The organism is Noviherbaspirillum sp. L7-7A (assembly GCF_019052805.1).
GTDB lineage: Bacteria > Pseudomonadota > Gammaproteobacteria > Burkholderiales > Burkholderiaceae_D > Noviherbaspirillum_A.
The window spans coordinates 2770020-2789668 of record NZ_JAHQRJ010000001.1; the positions used below are offsets into that span (position 1 = coordinate 2770020).

Sequence of the window (19649 nt, forward strand, 5' to 3'; positions counted from 1 at the left end):
GCCATGCGATCACTCCACGACTGCCCGGCCCCGGCCAAGCTCAACCTGTTCCTGCATGTCATCGGCAGGCGGGCCGATGGCTACCATCTGCTGCAAACGGTTTTCCAGTTGCTGGACCGCGGCGACCTGCTGCACTTCGATCTGCGCGACGACGGCGTCATCCGCCGCGTCAACGACGTGCCCGGCGTGCCTGAAGACAGCGACCTGGTGGTGCGCGCCGCCCGCCTGCTCCAGGCCACTGCGACCAATCAGCCGTTGCCCGGCGCCGACATCCGCATCGACAAGCGGCTGCCGATGGGCGGCGGCCTGGGCGGCGGCTCGTCCGATGCGGCCACCACGCTGATGGCGTTGAATCGCCTCTGGCGGCTGGGCAAGAGCCGCGAGGAACTGATGGCGCTGGGACTGCAACTGGGTGCCGACGTGCCGTTTTTCCTGTTCGGCCGCAACGCGTTCGCCGAGGGCGTCGGCGAGCAGTTGACCCCGGTCGATGGCCTGGATTGCTGGTTCGTGGTGATCGAACCAGGCGTGGCTGTACCGACACCCACAATTTTTTGCTCGCCGGAATTGACAAGAGATTCGAAGCCCGTCAGAATAGCGGACTTTTCAAGGGCACTTCAAAACGCCTTCGGAAAAAACGATTTGCAGGCAGTGGCAGTCCGGCTGTTTCCCGAAGTTGCAGAAGCCGTTTCATGGCTGGGCAATTACGGCGCAGCAAGGATGACCGGATCGGGCGCATGTGTATTCATGCCCTGCACGTCCGAAGCCCAGGCGGATCGGGTGCTGCAAGCAGCATCGGGTCGATGGAAAGCCTGGAAGGCAAAGGGCGTGAAACAGCATCCGTTAGCCAGCTTGTTGGATCGTTAGAAAAGAATTCGTTTGACGTTGCAATCATCGCCCAGTTCGGCGACAATGCCGCGGCAAACAGCAGGTTGTGTAGGGGAATCGCCAAGTCGGTTAAGGCACTGGATTTTGATTCCAGCATTCCAAGGTTCGAATCCTTGTTCCCCTGCCATTAAATATCGAAGCTAGAAGACAAGCCGCCAATGTTGAGACGCCCCGTCCACCACATTGCGGCTTTTTAAACTTTTAACGACTGCATTTAGGGATCCCATGGCGCTCGAGAACCTGATGGTTTTTACCGGCAACGCTAATCCGGAGCTGGCGTTGGGAGTGGCCAAACATTTGGGCATCCCTCTCGGCAAGGCTGTTGTCTCCAAATTCTCCGACGGCGAGATCGTCGTCGAGATCAATGAAAACGTCCGCGGCAAGGATGTGTTCGTACTCCAGTCGACCTGCGCGCCAACCAACGATCACCTGATGGAAATCATGCTGATGGTCGATGCCCTCAAGCGCGCATCGGCCGGCCGCATCACCGCCGCCATTCCCTACTACGGCTATGCCCGCCAGGACCGCCGCCCGCGCTCGGCGCGCGTTGCGATCTCGGCCAAGGTGGTTGCCAACATGCTGCAGGAAGCCGGCGTCGAGCGGGTCCTGATCATGGACCTGCATGCGGACCAGATCCAGGGCTTCTTCGATATCCCGGTCGACAACATCTACGCGTCCCCCATCCTGCTCGGCGACCTGGTCGCCAAGAACTATGACGACCTGCTGGTCGTGTCGCCGGACGTTGGCGGCGTGGTGCGCGCCCGTGCGCTGGCCAAGCGCCTGAACTGCGACCTGGCCATCATCGACAAGCGTCGCCCGAAGGCGAACGTGTCGGAAGTGATGAACATCATCGGAGAAGTCGAAGGCCGCAACTGCGTGATCATGGACGACATGGTCGACACCGCCGGCACGCTGACCAAGGCCGCCGAAGTGCTGAAGGAACGCGGCGCCAAGAAGGTCATTGCCTACTGTACCCACCCGGTGCTGTCCGGCCCGGCGATCGAGCGCATTTCCAGCTCGCCGCTGGACGAACTGGTGGTGGTCGACACCATTCCGCTGTCCGAAGCCGCGCGCGCCTGCAGCAAGATCCGGCAGCTGAGCTGCGCCGAACTGCTGGCCGAGACCTTCAAGCGCATCAGCAAGGGCGACTCGGTGATGTCGCTGTTCATCGACTGATCCTGCGCTATACAGAATCCCGAATGCGGCCGCAAAGCCGCATTCTTTTTTGCAGTCCCTGGTCGCGGGGATTGCGCAACGCGGGGCATAGCCCCCGCATACATTGGAGTTCATCATGAAAGTAGTCGCTTTTGTACGCACTGAGCAGGGGTCCGGAGCGAGCCGCCGCCTGCGCAATGCCGGCATGACGCCTGGCATCATCTACGGCGGTTCCGAAGCACCGGTCGCCATTTCGCTCGACCACAATGCGCTGTACCACGCGCTGAAGAAGGAAACCTTCCACTCGTCCATCCTGGACATGGAAATCGACGGCAAGGTGCAGCAGGTCCTGCTGCGCGACTTCCAGGTTCACGCTTACAAGCAACTGGTGATGCATGCCGACTTCCAGCGCGTGAGCTCCTCGGAAAAGATCCACGTGAAGGTGCCGCTGCACTTCATCAACGCCGAGACCTCGCCTGCAGTCAAGCTGTCGGCCGGCATCATCAGCCATGTGATGACCGAGCTGGACGTGAGCTGCCTGCCGAAGGACCTGCCCGAGTTCATCGAGATCGACCTGGCCAACATGGAAGTCGGCGCCTCGCTGCACCTGTCCAACGTGACGCTGCCGGCTGGCGTGACCGCGATCGTCCACGGTGACGACCCGACCATCGCTACCGCATCGATCCCGGCAGGCAAGGTCGAAGCCGCTGGCGAAGCCGCCGCTGCTGGCGAAGGCGAAGAGAAGAAGTAATGCAATGGCGATGCCGGGCAACCGGCGTCGATGCTGCAAACCCGCCGCGCCCGGCGGGTTTTTTTTCGCCTGCGCTTCCTGTCCCGTCGATTGGACGGCATCCCATGCTTCCCGGATAATCCCGGTTTCCCTCTTTCCAGCACAAGCACCATGCCCATCCGCCTCATCGTTGGCCTCGGCAATCCCGGCGCCGAGTATGAACAAACCCGTCACAATGCCGGCTTCTGGCTGGTGGACAACCTGGCGCAGGCAGAAGGCTGCAGCCTATCCCGCGAGACCCGCTTCCAGGCACTGGCCGGCAGGACCCGCATCGCCGGCCAGGAAGTGTGGCTGCTGGAGCCGCAGACCTTCATGAACCGTTCCGGCCAGTCGGTCGGCGCGCTGGCGCGCTTCTACAAGATCGCCGCGGAGGAAGTGCTGGTGGTGCATGATGAACTGGACCTGGCGCCCGGCGTGGCCAGGCTGAAGAAAGGCGGCTCGTCCGGCGGGCACAATGGCTTGAAGGACATCACCGCCGCGCTCGGCACGCCGGATTACTGGCGGCTGCGCATCGGCATCGGCCACCCGCGCCAGCTCAACCTGCAGCAGGCGGTGGTGGACTTCGTGCTGCATCGTCCAAGGCGCGAGGAACAGTTGCTGATCGACGAGGCCATTGCCCACAGCCTGGACGTGGTGCCTACGCTGTGCGAAGGCAAGTTCGAAGCGGCGATGCTGAAGCTGCATACCACCAAATAAAAGCGGGCACGCATGCCCGCTCATTCATCGCTCATCAAACGCAACAGGCACGATTCAGGATTCCTCCCAGTCGCCATCGCGCGACGCGGGTCGCGACAGCGCAGCGCCGACCGGCTCGCGCCTGGGCGCAGCCGGCACCTGCAGCCGGCCTCGTGCCGCAGCCGGCGCGCCGGATGCCACCGATGCAACTGATGCAGGCGCAGCCTGCTGCGTGCCCTCCAGCTTGAACACGCTGACTTCCTGCGCCAGCGTGCGCGCCTGGTCCTGCAGGCTGCCGGCAGCGGCGGCGGCCTGTTCCACCAGCGCCGCATTCTGCTGGGTGACCTGGTCCATCTGGATAATGGCCTGGTTCACATTGCCAATGCCGGCGCTCTGCTCGTTGCTGGCCGAGCTGATGTCGGCCACGATGCCGGCGACCTGCTGCACGCTGGCCACCACCTGCGCCATCGTGCTGCCGGCCTGCGCCACCAGCTTGCCGCCAGCCTCGACCTTTTCCACCGAGTCGTCGATCAGGCCCTTGATCTCGCGCGCCGCCGCCGCCGACCGCTGCGCCAGGCTGCGCACTTCGGTCGCCACCACCGCAAAGCCCCTTCCCTGCTCGCCGGCGCGCGCCGCCTCCACCGCCGCGTTCAGCGCCAGGATATTGGTCTGAAACGCAATGCCGTCGATCACGCCGATGATGTCCACGATCTTCCTGGACGCGCTGTCGATCGCGCTCATGGTTTCGACCACCTGTCCCACCACCTGCCCGCCCTGCGCCGCGACGCCGAAAGCGGCGGTGGCGAGCTGCTTGGCCTGCTGCGCATTGTCGGCGTTCTGGCGCACGGTCGCGGTAAGCTGCTCCATGGCCGATGCGGTTTCCTCCAGCGAGCCCGCCTGCTGCTCGGTGCGCGCCGACAGGTCCATGTTGCCGTTGGCGATTTCACCGGATGCCGTGGCAATCGTGTCGCTGGACCGGCGTATGTTGCCGACGGTTCCGGCCAGCATCTGCTGCATGGCCTTCATTGCATGCAGCAAGCTGCCCTGGTCGCCGGGACGGGTGGCGACCATCACGCCGAGGTCGCCGGCGGCGATCGCGGCCACCACCCGCGCCGCATAGGCCGGCTCGCCGCCGAGCTGGCGGTACACCGCGCGCACCAGCAACACCCCGGCCACCGTTGCTGCCGCCAGGCCAAGCAGGATGGCCGCAATCATCACGTTGCGCAGCGTGGCGAAACGCTGCATGGCTTCCTCGTATTCGCGGCGCGCATTCTCCACCTGCAGCTTGCGCAGCGCAGCCACCGACTGGGTCACGGTGGGCGCCAGCGTGGCGATCTCGCCGGCCACCAGTTGCCGGACTGCGTCCAGCCGGCCCTCGCGCAGCGCCTCGATCGCCGGGCGCATGCCCTGCGCATACAGCCGGCGCTGGGCCTCGACGAACTGGCCGGCCAGCCTGCTTTCCTCCGGGTCGAGATGGCCGGCCTGGTACTGCGCCATGGTGTCGGCGATGAGATTGTCGTTACGGGCGATCAGGTCAAGCTCGGCCTGCACCTTGTCGGGCGCCGGGTTGGCATAGGCATCGGCCAGCGCCAGGCGGCTGCGCACGATGTTGCGGTCGATGTTGGTGATGCGGTCCAGGGACACGGTGCGGGCCTCATAGACGGTGCGCAGGCCTTCATTGGACTTGCGCATGCCAAACAGGCCCAGCAAGCCGATGGCCACCAGCAGCACGGACAGCAGTCCGAGCACCGAAATCAGGCGCAATTTAAGTGACATGTCGATCTTTCCATGAGAAACAATTTGCAAAAGACCATTAACGTCCGGCGCCGCATGCGTCTTGAGGAATTCTTGGTCAGGATCGCGGGTACAGTTGGTTGCCGAAGGCCGTCGTTCTACGGCAAGAGTTTTTGATGCCGGCAGCGGCCAGGGTTACAATTGAGCCCTTTTTACAGCGGCGCTCGCGGCATGGCGTGTTGCACCAGTCCTGCCGGACCCGGCCGTGCCGCCGCACCCATCGCCCATGCCCGTCTGGCGCCTGCGCATCGATCACAAAGGAATTCCATGAGTCTCAAATGCGGCATCGTTGGCCTGCCCAATGTCGGCAAGTCCACCCTCTTCAATGCCCTGACCAAGGCCGGCATCCCGGCCGAGAACTATCCGTTCTGCACCATCGAGCCCAATGTCGGCGTGGTGGAAGTGCCGGATGCGCGTCTTGATGCGCTGGCTGCCATCGTCAAGCCAGAGCGCGTGCTGCATGCCACGGTCGAGTTCGTCGACATCGCCGGCCTGGTGGCGGGCGCGTCCAAGGGCGAAGGCCTGGGGAACCAGTTCCTGGCCCATATCCGCGAGACCGACGCCATCGTCAACGTGGTGCGCTGCTTCGAGGACGAGAACGTGATCCACGTGGCCGGCCGCATCAGCCCGCTGGACGACATCGAAGTCATCCAGACCGAACTGGCGCTGGCCGACATGGGCACGGTGGAGAAAGCCATCCACCGCGAAAACAAGAAAGCCCGTTCCGGCGACAAGGACGCGGCCAAGCTGGTGGCGGTACTGGAACGCATCATGCCCGAGCTGGACAATGCCCGGCCGGTGCGCGCGCTGGGCCTGGACGCCGAGGAAATGGCGCTGATCTACCCGCTCCACCTGATCACGGCCAAGCCGGCAATGTATGTCGCCAACGTGGCAGAGAACGGCTTCACCAACAATCCGCTGCTGGACCAGTTGACCGAATATGCCGCCAAGCAGAATGCGCCCATCGTTGCCATCTGCGCCGCCATCGAGTCCGAGATCGCCGACCTCGACGACGCCGACAAGCAGGAATTCCTGACCGACCTCGGCATGGAAGAGCCCGGCCTGAACCGCCTGATCCGCGCCGCCTTCAAGCTGCTGGGCCTGCAGACCTACTTCACCGCCGGCGTCAAGGAAGTGCGCGCCTGGACCATCCACATCGGCGACACCGCGCCGCAGGCGGCCGGCGTGATCCACACCGACTTTGAGCGCGGCTTCATCCGCGCCCAGACCATCGCCTATGACGACTACATCGCCTGCAAGGGCGAACAGGGCGCCAAGGAAGCCGGCAAGATGCGCGCCGAGGGCAAGGAGTACGTGGTCAAGGATGGGGATGTGCTGAATTTCCTGTTCAACGTTTGATGCATGCAGGCATACTGAATGCAGCCGATAAGTCTCGGCTGCATTCACTGCATTGAAAAAACAAAAAGCCCTGACGACTCAGGGCTTTTTGTTTTTTCGTTCAATTACAAGCTGCGCACAAGCCACGCCGGTTTACAAAATTCGGATGTGCTATCCAGTGTGCTGAAAACTGCCGATACCCTCGTCTTCCCGATGAAATCTCAGCGATCAGGCCACATTCGCAGCTACACGTTGCAACTACTTTCCATGCGCGTTACTGAATAAAGGCGGCTGAGAGATTTAGATAACCGCTTCTGAACGGCACGACATCCGATCGCAGTTTTATTAACGCGATGAGGTGCGTATGGAATGCCACCGTTGATGGCTTAGCGTATTTGCAGGGGTTGCCGCAAAAAGAACAAGCGAGAACAAACTCGCCTGAATAAAGGCCGCATCACTGCAATGGCCGTGATATCCGTATCGTTCTCTCTATCGGCAATCACTTTAACGCTCCTGCTTATACGGGCATTTCCAGAACTCATATGAAGGATTAGTCATGCGCACTTATTCAAAGGACAGACCCGCAGCTTTTCGCAGGGTGGTAGCGTGTACATTCATTGCCCTGCTTACTGCTTGCGGAGACGGCAAAGACAACTCACCGAGTTCCATTAATACGCCAGGCAGCCCCGCTGCCCTTGCTGCCACGACAACGGCAGTCGCTATGGTTACTCCTGCCAGCTATACAGTCGCTAACTTAGGGGCGGATTTTGAAATTGAAAAAGAAGACGGTGGAGTTCTAAATGATCGTGGGCAGGTTGCAGGGTCTATCACCCAAAATGGGGACTGGACTATGGCTCGAGCATACCGTTATGAAAACGGGACATTAAAGAACATGGACACTTTGGCAATTGCAAACAGTTCTTCCCGGGGATGGGGAATCAATGCCAACGGAACGATGGCAGGAGATTTGCGCATTGGAGATTACTCTCAAGGCGTTACACATGCATTCCGATCCGACGGCACTACCATGACAGACTTGGGAGCCTTAGGAAGTGTAAACAATAATTCCTATACGACCGCCATCAACGACAGCGGAATGGTGATAGGCGACTCGCGGTACGGCAATGGTTACATTGTTCACGCCTTCAGGTCCAATGGTACGACCATGACGGACTTGGGGGCCTTGGCAAGCACAAACAATCAGTCCCGTGCAGTCGCCATCAATGCCAGCGGACTGGTGGTAGGCAACTCACAGTACGGCAATGGCAATAGCGTTCACGCCTTTCGCTCTGAGGGCACGACTATGACGGACCTGGGCGCTTTAGGAAATGCAAATAATACGTCCAATGCTACGGCCATCAATGCCAGCGGGCTGGTAGTAGGCAGCTCGTATAACGGCACTAACTATCACGCCTTCCTCTCCGACGGCACGACCATGACTGACTTGGGGGCCTTGGGAAATGCAAATAACATGTCCGGTGCAGTCGCGATCAATGCCAGCGGGCTGGTAGTAGGCAGCTCACAGTACGGCACTACCTATCATGCCTTCCTCTTCGATGGCACAACCATGACTGACCTGGGGGCATTGGAAAATGTCTATAGTCAGTCCGACGCCCGCGCCATTAATTCCAGCGGTCAGGTAGTAGGCAAGTCACGAATAGCCCAAGCTGTTGAACACGCCTTCATCAAGTCGCCTGGCGACAGCCAGATAACTGATTTGAACACCCGTCTGGCAAATGCGCCCGGGGTGGAGCTTTTTGAAGCAATAGCAATTTCCGACAGCGGATATATTCTTGCACGGGCCAATACAGGCTGGGTACTGCTCAAGCCCGCTGCCGCTGTGCCTGCGCCTGCCGCTGCGACACTGGGCGCGATCACGGCAAATGATCCGATCGCAGTTGGCATGCCGGTCAACGTCAGCGTGACATTTTCCGATGTCAATACCGCCGACGTCCACACCGCGCTTTGGACCTGGGAAGGCAACGGCACCAGCGCCGGTGTCGTGACTGAAGCAACCGGCACCGCTCCCGGCACAGTCACCGGCTCCGCCACCTTCTTAGCTGCCGGCCTTTACAACGTCACCGTAACTGTGACAGACAGCGGCGGCTTGAGCAGCAGCGTCAGCCGCCAGATCGTCGTCTACGATCCCTCCGCCGGCTTCGTGACCGGTGGCGGATGGATCATGTCGCCAGAGGGCGCCTGCAAGGCGGATGAGCGAATGACCGGCCGCGCGACCTTTGGCTTCGTCTCGAAGTACCTCAAGGGCGCCAACAAGCCCACTGGCGAAACCGAATTCCGGTTCCAGGCCGGCGGGTTGAACTTCTACAGCAACAACTACGACTGGCTGGTGGTCGGCGGCGCGCGCGCGCAGTACAAGGGCACTGGCACCATCAATGGCAGAGGCAGTTACCAGTTCATGCTCACTGCCGTGGATGGCGACCTGATCGCCAAGGGCACGCCGGACCGGTTCCGCATCAAGATCTGGCATCATGATGACAGCAGCAATACCGATGTGACCGATTACGACAACCAGATTGACTCCTCTGCTGCAGGAAGCAACCTGGAAGGCACTGTCCTCGGCGGCGGCAGCATCAACGTCAAGATCAGGTAAGCGTTTCCAGGCTGTGAACACGGGCGTCCGCTAGGGGCGCCCGTTTCTTTTTCTCATGTCGTCTGCCAAAAGTGATCTCAAGCCAGGATTGAATCAGTGCCTCTTCTTCAGCGTCGGACGCTTCGGTATTGAAGCTGGCAACACGTTCAGGCTGACAACAGCCGGCTTCCAGCACAAAAGAGGAATCGGATCAACACGTCCATGCCGTAATCAGCAAATATGCGGCAATGACCATGAACATCATCCGTATTCATGCAGCGATGCCTGCCAATGCCAGGCTTGCTGTATTCCTGCCCCATGCGATTCGGCTTTCCATGACCATCGAGACCTCAAAGCTGCACCCGACCAGCGCAAATGCAACCACGCGTAGCGACGCATCAATGCAAGCCCGGCATCGCGGCCCGCATGCAACCCGGGCGCTGATGCACTGCGCCGCCCGCTGCCTGGCAGCCACGCCCATCCTGCTCGCGCTGCACGCCACCAGCGCAGCCGCCGAGCCATCGCTGCCACCCGATTCCTCTTTCAAGGGCGACCTGATTGGCGATGGCCGAGGCGGCGTGGTCGTCAAGCCCTACACCCCGCCCGACGAGGTGCGCGATGGCGGCCGGCTGGAGCCGCGCAGCCTGTCCACCGCCGAGGAAGCCGCCTCCGCCGCGCTGCGCAAGTCCTTCCCGCCCGGGCCGATGACGCTGGAAGTCGGCCCCGGCCGCAAGATACGCACCATTGCCGAGGCCGCCAGGCTGGCCAGGGACGGCGACACCATCCTGATCGACCCCGGCGTCTATGGCCGCGATGTCGCCATTTTTACCCAGGACCGGCTGACCATACGCGCCGTCGGCGGTCGCGCCCGGCTCGATGCCGGCGGCGCCAGCGCCGAGGACAAGGCGACCTGGGTGGTGCGCGGCGGCCATATCCAGGTGGAGAATATCGAATTCATCGGCGCGCGCTCGTCGGCGCAGAATGGCGCCGGCATCCGCTTCGAAGCGGGCAGGCTGGTGCTGCGCAACTGCCTCTTCAGGGACAACGAGAACGGCATCCTCACCAGCAGCAACAGCAAGGCCGAACTGGAGATCGAGAATTCCGAGTTCGACCATAACGGCACGGTGGAAGGCTATGCCCACCAGATTTACGCCGGCAACATTGCGCGTCTGCGGGTCAGCGGCAGCTACTTCCACCGCACGGTCGGCGGCCATTTGCTCAAGAGCCGCGCCGCCTATAACACCATCATCTACAACCGCCTGACCGATGAAGCCGGCGGCGAAGCCAGCTACGAGCTCGAGTTTCCGAATGGCGGCCTGGCCTATGTTGTGGGCAACCTGATCCAGCAGAGTGCTACGTCGCCCAATCCGGCCATCGTTGCAATGGGCCTGGAAGGCTATCGCTGGCCCAAGAACGCGCTTTACCTGGCCAACAACACCATCGTCGACGACCGCGCCGCGGACGGCGTGTTCCTGCGCGCCGCGCCCGGACTGCAAGCCATCAAGGCCGTCAACAACCTGCTGGTCGGCGAGGGGAAGCGCGATGCCACCATCTTCGCCGGCAAGCAGGTCGCGCAGCGGCAGGCAGCCGACGGCGCCAGGATTGAATCCGGCAACAACTTCAGCGTCGGCCGCGACGCCTTCAATGCCCCCGAACGTATGGATTACCGCGTCAGGCAAGACCATGCGCTGCCCCGCGCTTACCAGCCGCCAGGCATGGCCAACGGCATCGACCTGACGCCACGCGCCGAATATGCCCATCCAGCCAGCACCAGACGCCTGAACGGCGCGCCTACGCTGCCGGGCGCTTTTCAGACCACCGGACGCTGAGGCGCGCAGGCCGTCATCAACAACCTCAGCTTCCCTTGCGGCCGCTGCCGGACTTCCTGCCGCCGCCGGACAGCTTGTTCTCCGTTGCCCAGGCGCGCCGCTCGGCTTCCTTTTCAGGCACGCCCTTCTTCTCGTAGCCTTCCGCAATATGCTCGGCCTGGCGCTTCTGCTTGTCGGTGTAGGCGGACTTGTCTCCGGTAGGCATGGCTCTCTCCGTTCATGAATTGATCGTTGATCCAGATGGAAATTTGGAGAAGTGCTTCACGGCTTTGGTTCCCATGGTGAACCACTTGACTGCTTTGATACCTAATTGGCATTACCTCAGGCACCAACCAGACAAGGGCAGACCATGACAAGCATTCCCGACAACCAGCCGGAACAAGACATTCCACCTGTCCCGGAGGTTGAGCCAGCCGACGCAGCCAGCGTAACGGCTTCCGCGACGCCGGAGGCCGACAGCACTGCCGTGCCCGGCGAAACCAGCCTGGCCGACGATGCGATGACGCTGCTGTCCGAGCACAAGGGCAAGCTCGCCATCGGCGTGGCTGCGACGCTGGGGATGATGGTGTACTACGGCTGGCGGGAAAAGCGGCTGGCCAAGACCGATCCGGAGGAATATGCGCGGCTGCAGCGACTCAAGGCCGTGGTGCGGCATACCGACGACGTACCCAAGGCCCGAACCGCGCGCAAGGCCGCAGCCCGGCCCGCCGAGGCCACGCAGGCCGGTGATTCAGGCGAGCCCGGCACCGGGCGCAATGACGCCGCCAGCACGCCGCCCGAAAGCGATACGGCTCCCGATAAGGCGTGATCAGGCGTGCTGCTCGTTGAGGCCGTAATTGATGCTGGCGAAGTGGTTGCGCATCCACTTGTGTGAAGGGTTGCGGGTATCGCGCTCATGCCACAGCATGTCCACATGCACGATGGGCAGCGCAAACGGCAGCTCCTTGGCCACCAGAGACTCGATCACGCCGGTCGACGCCACCAGATGGCGCGGCACTACCGAGATCAGGTCGGTGCCGGCAACCACCCGGCCCACGGTGTAGAACTGGTTGACCGTTAGCGCGATGCGGCGCTGCCGTCCCATCGCGGCCAGCGCCTCATCGGCCGGCCCGTGCGCGCGGCCTGAAAAGCTCACCAGGGCATGATGGGCTGCGCAATAGCTGTCGATCGTCAGTTCGCCCGAGGCCAGCGGATGGTCCTTGCGCATGATGCAAACCGACTCGCTGCTGTACAGGCGCTGATGGCGGATGGCCGACACCGAACTCTGGCCGCCGCTCAACTGCGCCACCACGCCCGGAAAATTCCCGATCGCCATGTCGATATCGCTTTGCAGCAGCATGGCGCGCGGGTCGCGCGTGGTGAGGGGCAGCATCCGGATGTCCACGCCGGGCGCCTCTTCCTTGATGGCCCGCATCAGCCGTGGCAGCAGCAGCGAGGCGGTGGAATCCGCCATCGCCAGGCGGAAGGTGGCATGCGTTTCCGAGACATCGAAGTTTTCCGGCGCGATCGCCGCTTCCAGCGATGACAGCGCGCTGCGCACCGCGGGCCACAGTTCCTCGGCGCGGGCGGTCGGCTTCATGCCATGCGCGGTGCGCACCAGCAGTTCATCGTCCAGCGTTTCGCGCAGGCGCTTCAGGGCGTTCGACACGGCTGGCTGGGTCGTGGCCAGGCGCTCGGCGGCCCGGGTCAGGTTTTGCTCCGTCATCACGGCGTCGAAGATGCGCAGCAGATTCAGGTCGAAGGTGCGAAAGCTCATGGCGGAGTTGAGTGATTCGGTTGTTCAGCGATTTGATGATTCATCGATTCCGTGGTCAGGCGGCGGGTTTGCAGGCGCAAGGATGATCAGAACGCGGGTGCCCTGCCCGGCGGCGCTGTCGAGCTGCATCGCGCCGCCAAGAAAGGCGGCGCGCTCGGTGATGCGGCGCAGGCCATGGCTGCGCTGGAGGTCACAGGCAGCCGTATCGAAGCCGACGCCATTGTCGGCCACGCTCAGGGTGACGGTGCCTGCCTGGGAATCCACTGCGAGGCTTGCCTGCACCTGGCTGGCATTGGCATGCAGGCGCACGTTCCTGAGCAATTCCTGAAACATGCGAAACAGCGCGACCGCCAGGGCCGGCCCGAGCGCGGGCTCGTCATCAGGCAGTGCAAGCGTCACTGAGATTCCATGACGCTCGCCAAAATCGACAAGGTATTCTTCCAGCGCCATTTTCAGCCCGACCACATCCAGCGCGCCCGGCCGCAGATCGCTCTGCACCTGGCGCGCGGTCCGGGTCAGCGCGGCCAGTATGGCATTGGCCTTTGCCCATTGCTCGGCGGCGCCGGGCGCATCGGCGGGCTGGCGCGCCAGCAGCGCCATGCGCATTGCCAGGGCCGTCAGGGCCGAGCCGAACTCATTATGCAGCGTGCGTGCCAGTTGCAGCTTTTCGATTTCGTTCACTTCCTCGGCATGGGCAAGCATCGTCCGCAGGCGGGCATTCTCCGTATCGGGCGTTTCAGGCCTGTCGGATGAAGTCATGACATTTCGCCGCACAGGGAGAGGCGCTGCTCGTCGATAAACCTGAGCAGCGCTTCGGCGGCCAGCGGCTTGACCAGATGATGATCAAAGCCGGCGCGCATGGCGCGTTCGCGATCGCTGGACTGGCCATAGCCTGTCACGGCCGCCATCACCATGCGCCTGTCGCCCGCAAGCCGGCGCAGCGCGGGCGCGAGCGCATAGCCATCCATGCCGGGCAGCCCGATATCGGACAGCACCAGCTGGGGCTGGAACTGCTCAGCGATGTCCAGCGCCGACGTACCGTTGGCAGCGGTACGAACCTGGTGGCCGTACAGGCTCAGCAGGTCCGACATCGACGCGCTGGCGTCGTCATTGTCGTCGACCAGCAGAATGCGCATTGCGGGCTCGTTGTTGGCACGGGTATTGATTTCAGCTCCTGAACGTCGGTAAGGGATACGCCGTCACACGCGGCGAACGCCAGACATTATAGGCTTACCGGATCGACCTGATTGTTTGTCAATGGCAACTGCACTGACACCACGGTGCCGCCATTGCGGCCCTGGGAGAAGGAGACGGTGCCGCCGAGAAAAGCGGCGCGTTCCTGAAGGCCGCGCAAGCCATAGGCGTTGGGACGGTCGCGGCTTTCCGGCGACAGGCCGATGCCATTGTCGCGCACGGTCAGGGCCACGCGGTCCTCGTCGACATCCAGAATGATGTCCACGTGGGTGGCCTGCGCATGCTTGACCACATTGTTGAGTATTTCCTGCAGCATGCGGTAGACGGTAATTTCCAGCTTGTGGCCGATGGTGATGTCCTCGTCCGGCAGGCTGAGGTCATACTCGATGTTGCCGCGCTGCCTGAAGTCATCGATCAGCTCATGGATCGCGGCCTTGATGCCGAACAGGTCCAGCATGGTGGGCCGCAATTCGGTCTGCATGCGCCGCGTCGTCGTGACCAGCGAGCGCAGCAGGTTCTGGATCTTGGCCTTGCGCTCGGTCCATTGGGTGTCGCTGGGAAGCAGCGGATAAGCGCCTTCCATATGCATGGACAACGATGTCAGCGATGCGCCCATGTCGTCATGCAGCTCGCGCGCGATGGCGCGCTTTTCTTCCTCGCGCACCGTTTCAAGATGGTCGGCAAGGCGGCGCAGCGTGGCCGTGCGCCGCGCAATGATCTCTTCCAGGCGCGACTCGCGGGCACGCAGCGTATCTTCGGCCTCCTTGCGGGCACTGATGTCGGTGCTGATGCAGACCGCGCCAAGCGTCTCGCCCTCCTGACCCAGCCACGGCGACATGGTTGTCGCAAGGGTGCGCCTCGACTCCGGCGGCCCCACACTATGCTCCACCGTGAGCGAGACCCTTTCCTGCAGCACACGCATGTCATCCAGCGCTTCATGGCCCAGGCCGCCGGCGCCCGCCAGCAAGGCGCCCAGCGGCTGATGCAGCGCCTGTTCATGGCTCTTGCCCAGCATGCGCAGGCCCGCCGGGTTGGCAAAGACCAGCAGGCCATCACGGTTTCTGACGAAGATGGGGTCGGCGGTGCTGTCGCTGACAGCTGCCAGAAGGGACATGGTTTCCGACAGGCCGTTGCTTGCGTGGCGAAGGTTCTCATGCGCGCGGTCGGCAAGGCGGGCGGCGTGCCAGAAAACCAGGAGAACGATGGCGCAGTTGGCCAGCGTCAGCAGGATCACCAGCATGGGCAGGGAATACAGGCTGCGAAGCGCGCCCTGATAAAGCAGCCAGTTGACGCCAGCCATGGCCAGCAAGGCCACGGGCAAGGCGCGGCGCGGCATGCGGGCGCCGGGACGGTGCTCGCCTTCCATTCCCGACATCTGGCCGGACAAGCCGGCGCCCTTCCTGTCGCGAGCGGATTGATCAGTCACCACGGAAGCATGCGCCTCTCATCTCAACTATCGATGCCGGTCTGCGACAGGCGCGACAGCAGCATCTGCAGCTGTGGAAATTCGCTGGTCTTGTCGAAGAAAAACTGCACGCCATACTGTTCGCAGATGCGGCGATAGGTGCCGCTGACATGGTTGCTCAACACGATCTTGAGGGTTTTCGCGTAAGCCGGATCCGCCGAAAGAACGCGCAGCAGATTGATGCCATTGCCCTGGCGTAGCTGGATATCCAGGATCAGCACGTCGCATGGCTGCGCCTGCAGCATGGACAGGGCCTCGGTTTCAGTTTCCGCGATCCCCAGCAGTCTGAGCTTGGGAATGCGCGCCAGGTTTTCACTGATGAGATCGCTGATGATGTGCGAGTCCTCGACCAGCATCACCTGCAACGCTTCCTGCTTCTGTTCAAGCAACGATGCATCGCGCTGGACGGGCATCATGTGCCGGCCTGCGTCGCGTTGAAGCGCTCTCGTTGTGTGTTCATGGTCGAGAAGTCTCATCCCGTTCTTGTGTCCAGATTTGATTGAGTCAGTTGCGCGGTAATTCATCGCATATCCTCCGCGCATTCAAGTTGAATATTTATAACATTATTTACCGATTGCCTATTACCTGTATTGAGCAGGTCGCACTCCCGGACGAGCTAGCCTGCCGTAAAGGCCTTGCTTACCGAAGAGTCAGCCCAGAACCCGCAGCAGCGAGGCCAGCAGTGAAGCTTCGCCGAGTTCGGCAATGCTGGCGGTAGCGGTCGTGGCCCATGCGCCTGCCACCACGCCGGCGCTGGCGAGAATGCCTCTTGCAAGGCTAGCTTGAGGCTTGCTTGAAAAGATGGCGATAGCGACCAGCCACGACAGGACAATACCGATTGCAGAGAAAAGAACCAGTTCCATGATGCACTCCCAGAGAGGACCACATCGGTTTTTCGCATTTGCGAATACCATTGGCCCTTGGAAAGAATCGTAGCATCGGGATAACAGCGCATATATAGGACACCTCCCCGACACTTTGTAGGAAAAACGGAAATTCCGGTGTCCTTAACCGCTGAGCGATGGAATTTTTCCATCGAACTCCAGTCGAATACATAAAGCCGTGTCGTTTGTTGTAACCACAAGTAACAATGTCTACTTTAGGTTTAAAGCATTGAGCTTCGTTGAACTATGGCAGCGATGCTGTACGGTTGCATCGAATAGCATGCAAAAAGATAGTTCGGGACGGGACGAAAACGCTACAATCTTTGCCAGAAACTGATGGCTTCTCATTGCGCGCTTAAGGCGCAGTGATCACAAACACTTCGATGCAAACCTGATTTAAAGTCGCAATACCTATGATAAAAATCCTTGTAGTTGACGACCATGCAGTTGTGCGCGCCGGGGTCCACTATTTCATTTCAGAGATTCCCGGCATGGAGATCGCCGCTGAAGCGGGAACAGCGCAGGAAGCCATACGCTTGATCCGGTCCCAGGACTTCGATATCGTCCTGCTCGACATCGCAATGCCGGACAAGAGCGGCGTGGAAGTGCTGAAGCAGATCAAGCGCGAAAAGCCCGAGTTGCCTGTGCTGATGCTGAGCATGCATCCGGAAAGCCGCTATGCCGTCCAGATCCTGCGCAGCGGCGCTTCGGGTTATGTGCAGAAGGAAGCACTGGCAACGGAACTGGTCAACGCGATCAACACCATCGTTCGCGGCCACAAGTACATCAGCCCGGCGGTAGCGGAGCTGCTGACGGCGGACCCGGCCAGCGCGGACACCGAAAAGCCCTTGCATGAAATGCTGTCGGCGCGTGAATACCAGATCTTTTACAAGCTGGGCCAGGGCGAAGGCGTGACCAAGATCGCCGATGAGCTATGCCTGAGCGTGAAGACCGTCAGCACCTACCGTTCGCGTGTGCTGGAAAAGATGAACATGACCAACAATGCAGACATCATCTACTACGCAATCAAGCAGAACCTGATCGATTAAGTTTCTCCGGCGAGCGCCTGCCATCCATCATGCGCTCGCCCGCATGGCTGCATCCGCCCAGCCTCAATTTACCCCTGCTGTAGAGTCCTACGACTACCCCTTCCAGCCTTACAGAGATGTCAGTGTAATCCCACAGACAAATGGGATTTACACCGATGCTGCGTTCGCTGACGCTATGCAATGATGCCTCCATGGAAACGTCGAACAAGATCACGGGGGAATCAATCATGGCAAACGTAATGAATGCTTTCGGCACTGCTGCAGAACAGGCAGTTGCGAAGCCGGCCTTGGCGCCGGTCGCCAGAAAGAAGGCCGAAGGCAAGCCTGCGCAGCCACGCCATCCCGCCGTTGCGCCAGTGCGCATCAGCGCACTGTATGGCCACAACCCGAAACAGAACCAGTTGTTGAATGCGCTTCCGGAAGAGGACTTCGAACGACTGCTGCCGCATCTGGAATTCATCTCAATGCCGTTCGACATGACGGTATGCGAAGCCGAAACCCAGATGAACCATGTGTACTTCCTGACCAGCAGCGTCGTGTCGCTGCTGTATGAAACCCGCGATGGCGCATCGGCCGAGATTGCCGTGATCGGCAATGAAGGCATCGTCGGCGTGACGCTTTTCATGGGCGGCGGCGCCAGCCCGAACCGGGCAGTGGTCAAGAGCGCCGGCTATGGCTTCCGTCTGAAGGCCAGCGTGTTCATGGAAGAATTCCGCCGTGGCGGCGCATTGCAGCAGTCGCTGCTGCGCTATACCAATGCGCTGATAGCGCAGATGTCGCATACCGCCGTCTGCAACCGCCACCACAACGTGATGCAGCAGCTGTGCCGCTGGCTGCTGCTGACGCTGGACCGCCTGCCGTCCAATGAAATGGCGGTGTCCCAAGGACTGATCGCCACCATGCTGGGCGTGCGCCGCGAGAGCGTGACCGAAGCCGCGGGCAAGCTGCAGGACGAAGGCATGATCCAGTATCGCCGCGGACACATCACGGTGATGGACCGCGTGGGCCTGGAAAGCCGGGCATGCGAATGCTATGCCGGCGTGAAGAAGGAATACGACCGGCTCAAGTGCAGCCACGCCAAGCAGAAGTAACGACGCTGCGGCAACCGCATCTGGCGCTGAAGCCCCCTCAGGGGCTCAGCGCCATTTTTCTGATCTGCGCATTTTCCAGCAGCCGTACGCCAATATCCGGCAGACGGGATGCCTGCACCAGCGCCGCCGCGACCTGTTCAGCTTCAATGGGGCGCCACCGCGGCGGCAGCAGCACGCCCAGCCGCTTCCCCACTTCTTCACCCCAGCGCCATTCGGCACGCTCGCCAAGCAGCAGCGAGGGCCTGGCAATGGTCAATGAGGCATAGCCCAGCGCCTTCAGGTCGTCTTCCACCTCGCCCTTGACGCGGTAATAGAAATTGGCTGACTGGGCGTCCGCGCCCATTGAACTGACTACCAGGAAATGGCTTGCGCCCTGCGCCAGGGCAATGCTAGCCACGTTCAGCACATAGTCATGATCGACCTTTCGGAACGCGGCACCGGACCCGGCCTGGCGCATCGTCGTGCCGAGCGCGCAGATGACCTGGGTGCAGGCCAGCCATTCCGGATGCGCTTCCAGTTCCCCGAAGTCCGCCACCTGCTGCGCCAGCTTGCCGTCCCGAGTCCAGGCTGCCGGCAGGTGCGCAAGCGGCCGCCGGGTCAGTGTCCTCACCCGGCCCACGGTCGGGTCCGCCATCAGCAGGCGCAGGCATGCACTGCCAACCAGACCGGTGGCACCGATCAGCAACACGGTCCTGCCCTCGGCCGCCCCTGATCCGCTGATGGCTGCGTCATTCATGGGCTGCAACCATACAGACCTTTGCAGATGGGCGATGAGAGCCGACGCAAAGGAAAGCATGCTTAAGTGGGTTAGCAGACAGAGCGGCGCTGGCGGCCCTGCTATAGATGGGCCGTAGCACACGCCACGGAGAATCGAGTATGACCCCGAAACAGCCTATGCCCATCGCCGAGCTGAGCGCGGACGCCTACCGCAAATGCATCCTGCGCATCGATGTCGGCATGACCGACACGCAGGGGATGACGCCGGAAGAGGAAATGCATCAGGCCATACGCTATGCGGTGGCGAGCGCGCGGTGCCTGGAAGCGCGGGTAGTGCTGGAACGCGCACTTGATGACCTCTCCTTCAACTGATCGTCAGGCAAGCGCGGACTTGCCTCCTGCGGGCCGGGATTAGCCACCTGCCCTTTCAACCCATG

The 19649-nt window shown here is 61.6% G+C and carries 21 protein-coding genes and 1 tRNA gene; 13 read left to right on the forward strand and 9 right to left on the reverse strand.

Annotation, left to right across the window (positions count from 1 at the left end; all coding sequences use genetic code 11):
- Positions 1 to 3: 3 nt before the first annotated feature.
- The 5 genes from ispE to pth all read left to right on the forward strand — a co-directional run bounded on the left by ispE (position 4) and on the right by pth (position 3526).
- Complete coding sequence (gene ispE / locus KTQ42_RS12625; RefSeq protein WP_217345811.1) at positions 4 to 864, forward strand: 4-(cytidine 5'-diphospho)-2-C-methyl-D-erythritol kinase; 861 nt, start codon at positions 4 to 6, stop codon at positions 862 to 864.
- A 71-nt stretch (positions 865 to 935) separates the two neighbouring features.
- Positions 936 to 1012: transfer RNA gene (locus KTQ42_RS12630), tRNA-Gln, on the forward strand.
- A gap of 98 nt (positions 1013 to 1110) precedes the next feature.
- Positions 1111 to 2061, forward strand: a complete 951-nt coding sequence (locus KTQ42_RS12635; RefSeq protein ID WP_217345812.1) for a ribose-phosphate pyrophosphokinase — start codon at positions 1111 to 1113, stop codon at positions 2059 to 2061.
- 115 nt (positions 2062 to 2176) lie between these two features.
- Positions 2177 to 2791 carry a 50S ribosomal protein L25/general stress protein Ctc gene (locus tag KTQ42_RS12640; protein WP_217345813.1) on the forward strand — a complete coding sequence of 205 codons (615 nt, stop codon included), beginning with the start codon at positions 2177 to 2179 and terminating at the stop codon, positions 2789 to 2791.
- Positions 2792 to 2941: 150 nt separating this feature from the next.
- Positions 2942 to 3526, forward strand: coding sequence for an aminoacyl-tRNA hydrolase (gene pth / locus KTQ42_RS12645; RefSeq protein WP_217345814.1), 585 nt, complete (start codon positions 2942 to 2944; stop codon positions 3524 to 3526).
- Between the two features lie 54 nt (positions 3527 to 3580).
- Here the strand turns inward: pth and KTQ42_RS24265 are convergent, their stop codons facing one another.
- Positions 3581 to 5281 carry a methyl-accepting chemotaxis protein gene (locus KTQ42_RS24265; RefSeq protein ID WP_217345815.1) on the reverse strand — a complete coding sequence of 567 codons (1701 nt, stop codon included), beginning with the start codon at positions 5279 to 5281 and terminating at the stop codon, positions 3581 to 3583.
- Between the two features lie 285 nt (positions 5282 to 5566).
- Here KTQ42_RS24265 and ychF point away from each other — a divergent pair, with 285 nt between their 5' ends.
- From ychF to KTQ42_RS12670, 4 genes are all read left to right on the forward strand, one after another.
- Entirely contained in the window at positions 5567 to 6658 is a 1092-nt protein-coding gene (ychF, locus tag KTQ42_RS12655) for a redox-regulated ATPase YchF (protein ID WP_217345816.1), read from the forward strand.
- A gap of 18 nt (positions 6659 to 6676) precedes the next feature.
- Positions 6677 to 6922: a hypothetical protein gene (locus KTQ42_RS12660; RefSeq protein ID WP_217345817.1), complete on the forward strand. Its 246-nt coding sequence runs from the start codon at positions 6677 to 6679 to the stop codon at positions 6920 to 6922.
- Positions 6923 to 7358: 436 nt separating this feature from the next.
- Positions 7359 to 9248: a hypothetical protein gene (locus tag KTQ42_RS12665; RefSeq protein ID WP_217345818.1), complete on the forward strand. Its 1890-nt coding sequence runs from the start codon at positions 7359 to 7361 to the stop codon at positions 9246 to 9248.
- Between the two features lie 233 nt (positions 9249 to 9481).
- On the forward strand, positions 9482 to 11056 hold the full coding sequence (locus tag KTQ42_RS12670; RefSeq protein WP_217345819.1) for a right-handed parallel beta-helix repeat-containing protein: 1575 nt from the start codon (positions 9482 to 9484) through the stop codon (positions 11054 to 11056).
- 25 nt (positions 11057 to 11081) lie between these two features.
- Here the strand turns inward: KTQ42_RS12670 and KTQ42_RS12675 are convergent, their stop codons facing one another.
- Positions 11082 to 11261 (reverse strand): hypothetical protein, encoded by a 180-nt coding sequence (locus KTQ42_RS12675; RefSeq protein WP_217345820.1) that lies wholly within the window; start codon positions 11259 to 11261, stop codon positions 11082 to 11084.
- Between the two features lie 144 nt (positions 11262 to 11405).
- Here KTQ42_RS12675 and KTQ42_RS12680 point away from each other — a divergent pair, with 144 nt between their 5' ends.
- The gene (locus KTQ42_RS12680; protein WP_217345821.1) at positions 11406 to 11864 is read left to right on the forward strand and encodes a hypothetical protein; all 459 of its coding nucleotides are present in this window, start codon (positions 11406 to 11408) and stop codon (positions 11862 to 11864) included.
- Here KTQ42_RS12680 and KTQ42_RS12685 read toward each other — a convergent pair whose 3' ends face one another.
- From KTQ42_RS12685 to KTQ42_RS12710, 6 genes are all read right to left on the reverse strand, one after another.
- A complete protein-coding gene (locus KTQ42_RS12685; protein WP_217345822.1) occupies positions 11865 to 12812 on the reverse strand; it encodes a LysR family transcriptional regulator in 948 nt (315 codons plus the stop codon).
- A 24-nt stretch (positions 12813 to 12836) separates the two neighbouring features.
- Positions 12837 to 13571: an ATP-binding protein gene (locus KTQ42_RS12690; RefSeq protein WP_217345823.1), complete on the reverse strand. Its 735-nt coding sequence runs from the start codon at positions 13569 to 13571 to the stop codon at positions 12837 to 12839.
- Positions 13568 to 13948 carry a response regulator gene (locus KTQ42_RS12695; protein WP_217345824.1) on the reverse strand — a complete coding sequence of 127 codons (381 nt, stop codon included), beginning with the start codon at positions 13946 to 13948 and terminating at the stop codon, positions 13568 to 13570. Before KTQ42_RS12695 ends, KTQ42_RS12690 begins: the two co-directional genes overlap by 4 nt.
- A gap of 86 nt (positions 13949 to 14034) precedes the next feature.
- Positions 14035 to 15432, reverse strand: a complete 1398-nt coding sequence (locus KTQ42_RS12700; protein ID WP_217345825.1) for an ATP-binding protein — start codon at positions 15430 to 15432, stop codon at positions 14035 to 14037.
- Between the two features lie 23 nt (positions 15433 to 15455).
- Positions 15456 to 15995 carry a response regulator gene (locus KTQ42_RS12705; protein WP_249222742.1) on the reverse strand — a complete coding sequence of 180 codons (540 nt, stop codon included), beginning with the start codon at positions 15993 to 15995 and terminating at the stop codon, positions 15456 to 15458.
- 126 nt (positions 15996 to 16121) lie between these two features.
- Positions 16122 to 16334 carry a hypothetical protein gene (locus KTQ42_RS12710; protein WP_217345826.1) on the reverse strand — a complete coding sequence of 71 codons (213 nt, stop codon included), beginning with the start codon at positions 16332 to 16334 and terminating at the stop codon, positions 16122 to 16124.
- A gap of 434 nt (positions 16335 to 16768) precedes the next feature.
- On the opposite strand from KTQ42_RS12710, the gene KTQ42_RS12715 reads away from it, so the two are divergent.
- Together KTQ42_RS12715 and KTQ42_RS12720 are read left to right on the forward strand one after the other, a co-directional pair.
- Positions 16769 to 17404 carry a response regulator transcription factor gene (locus tag KTQ42_RS12715; protein ID WP_217345827.1) on the forward strand — a complete coding sequence of 212 codons (636 nt, stop codon included), beginning with the start codon at positions 16769 to 16771 and terminating at the stop codon, positions 17402 to 17404.
- 227 nt (positions 17405 to 17631) lie between these two features.
- On the forward strand, positions 17632 to 18495 hold the full coding sequence (locus KTQ42_RS12720) for a Crp/Fnr family transcriptional regulator (protein WP_249222743.1): 864 nt from the start codon (positions 17632 to 17634) through the stop codon (positions 18493 to 18495).
- A gap of 37 nt (positions 18496 to 18532) precedes the next feature.
- Here the strand turns inward: KTQ42_RS12720 and KTQ42_RS12725 are convergent, their stop codons facing one another.
- Positions 18533 to 19231 (reverse strand): oxidoreductase, encoded by a 699-nt coding sequence (locus KTQ42_RS12725; RefSeq protein WP_217345828.1) that lies wholly within the window; start codon positions 19229 to 19231, stop codon positions 18533 to 18535.
- 140 nt (positions 19232 to 19371) lie between these two features.
- On the opposite strand from KTQ42_RS12725, the gene KTQ42_RS12730 reads away from it, so the two are divergent.
- Positions 19372 to 19584, forward strand: coding sequence for a hypothetical protein (locus KTQ42_RS12730; RefSeq protein WP_217345829.1), 213 nt, complete (start codon positions 19372 to 19374; stop codon positions 19582 to 19584).
- Positions 19585 to 19649: the final 65 nt, after the last annotated feature.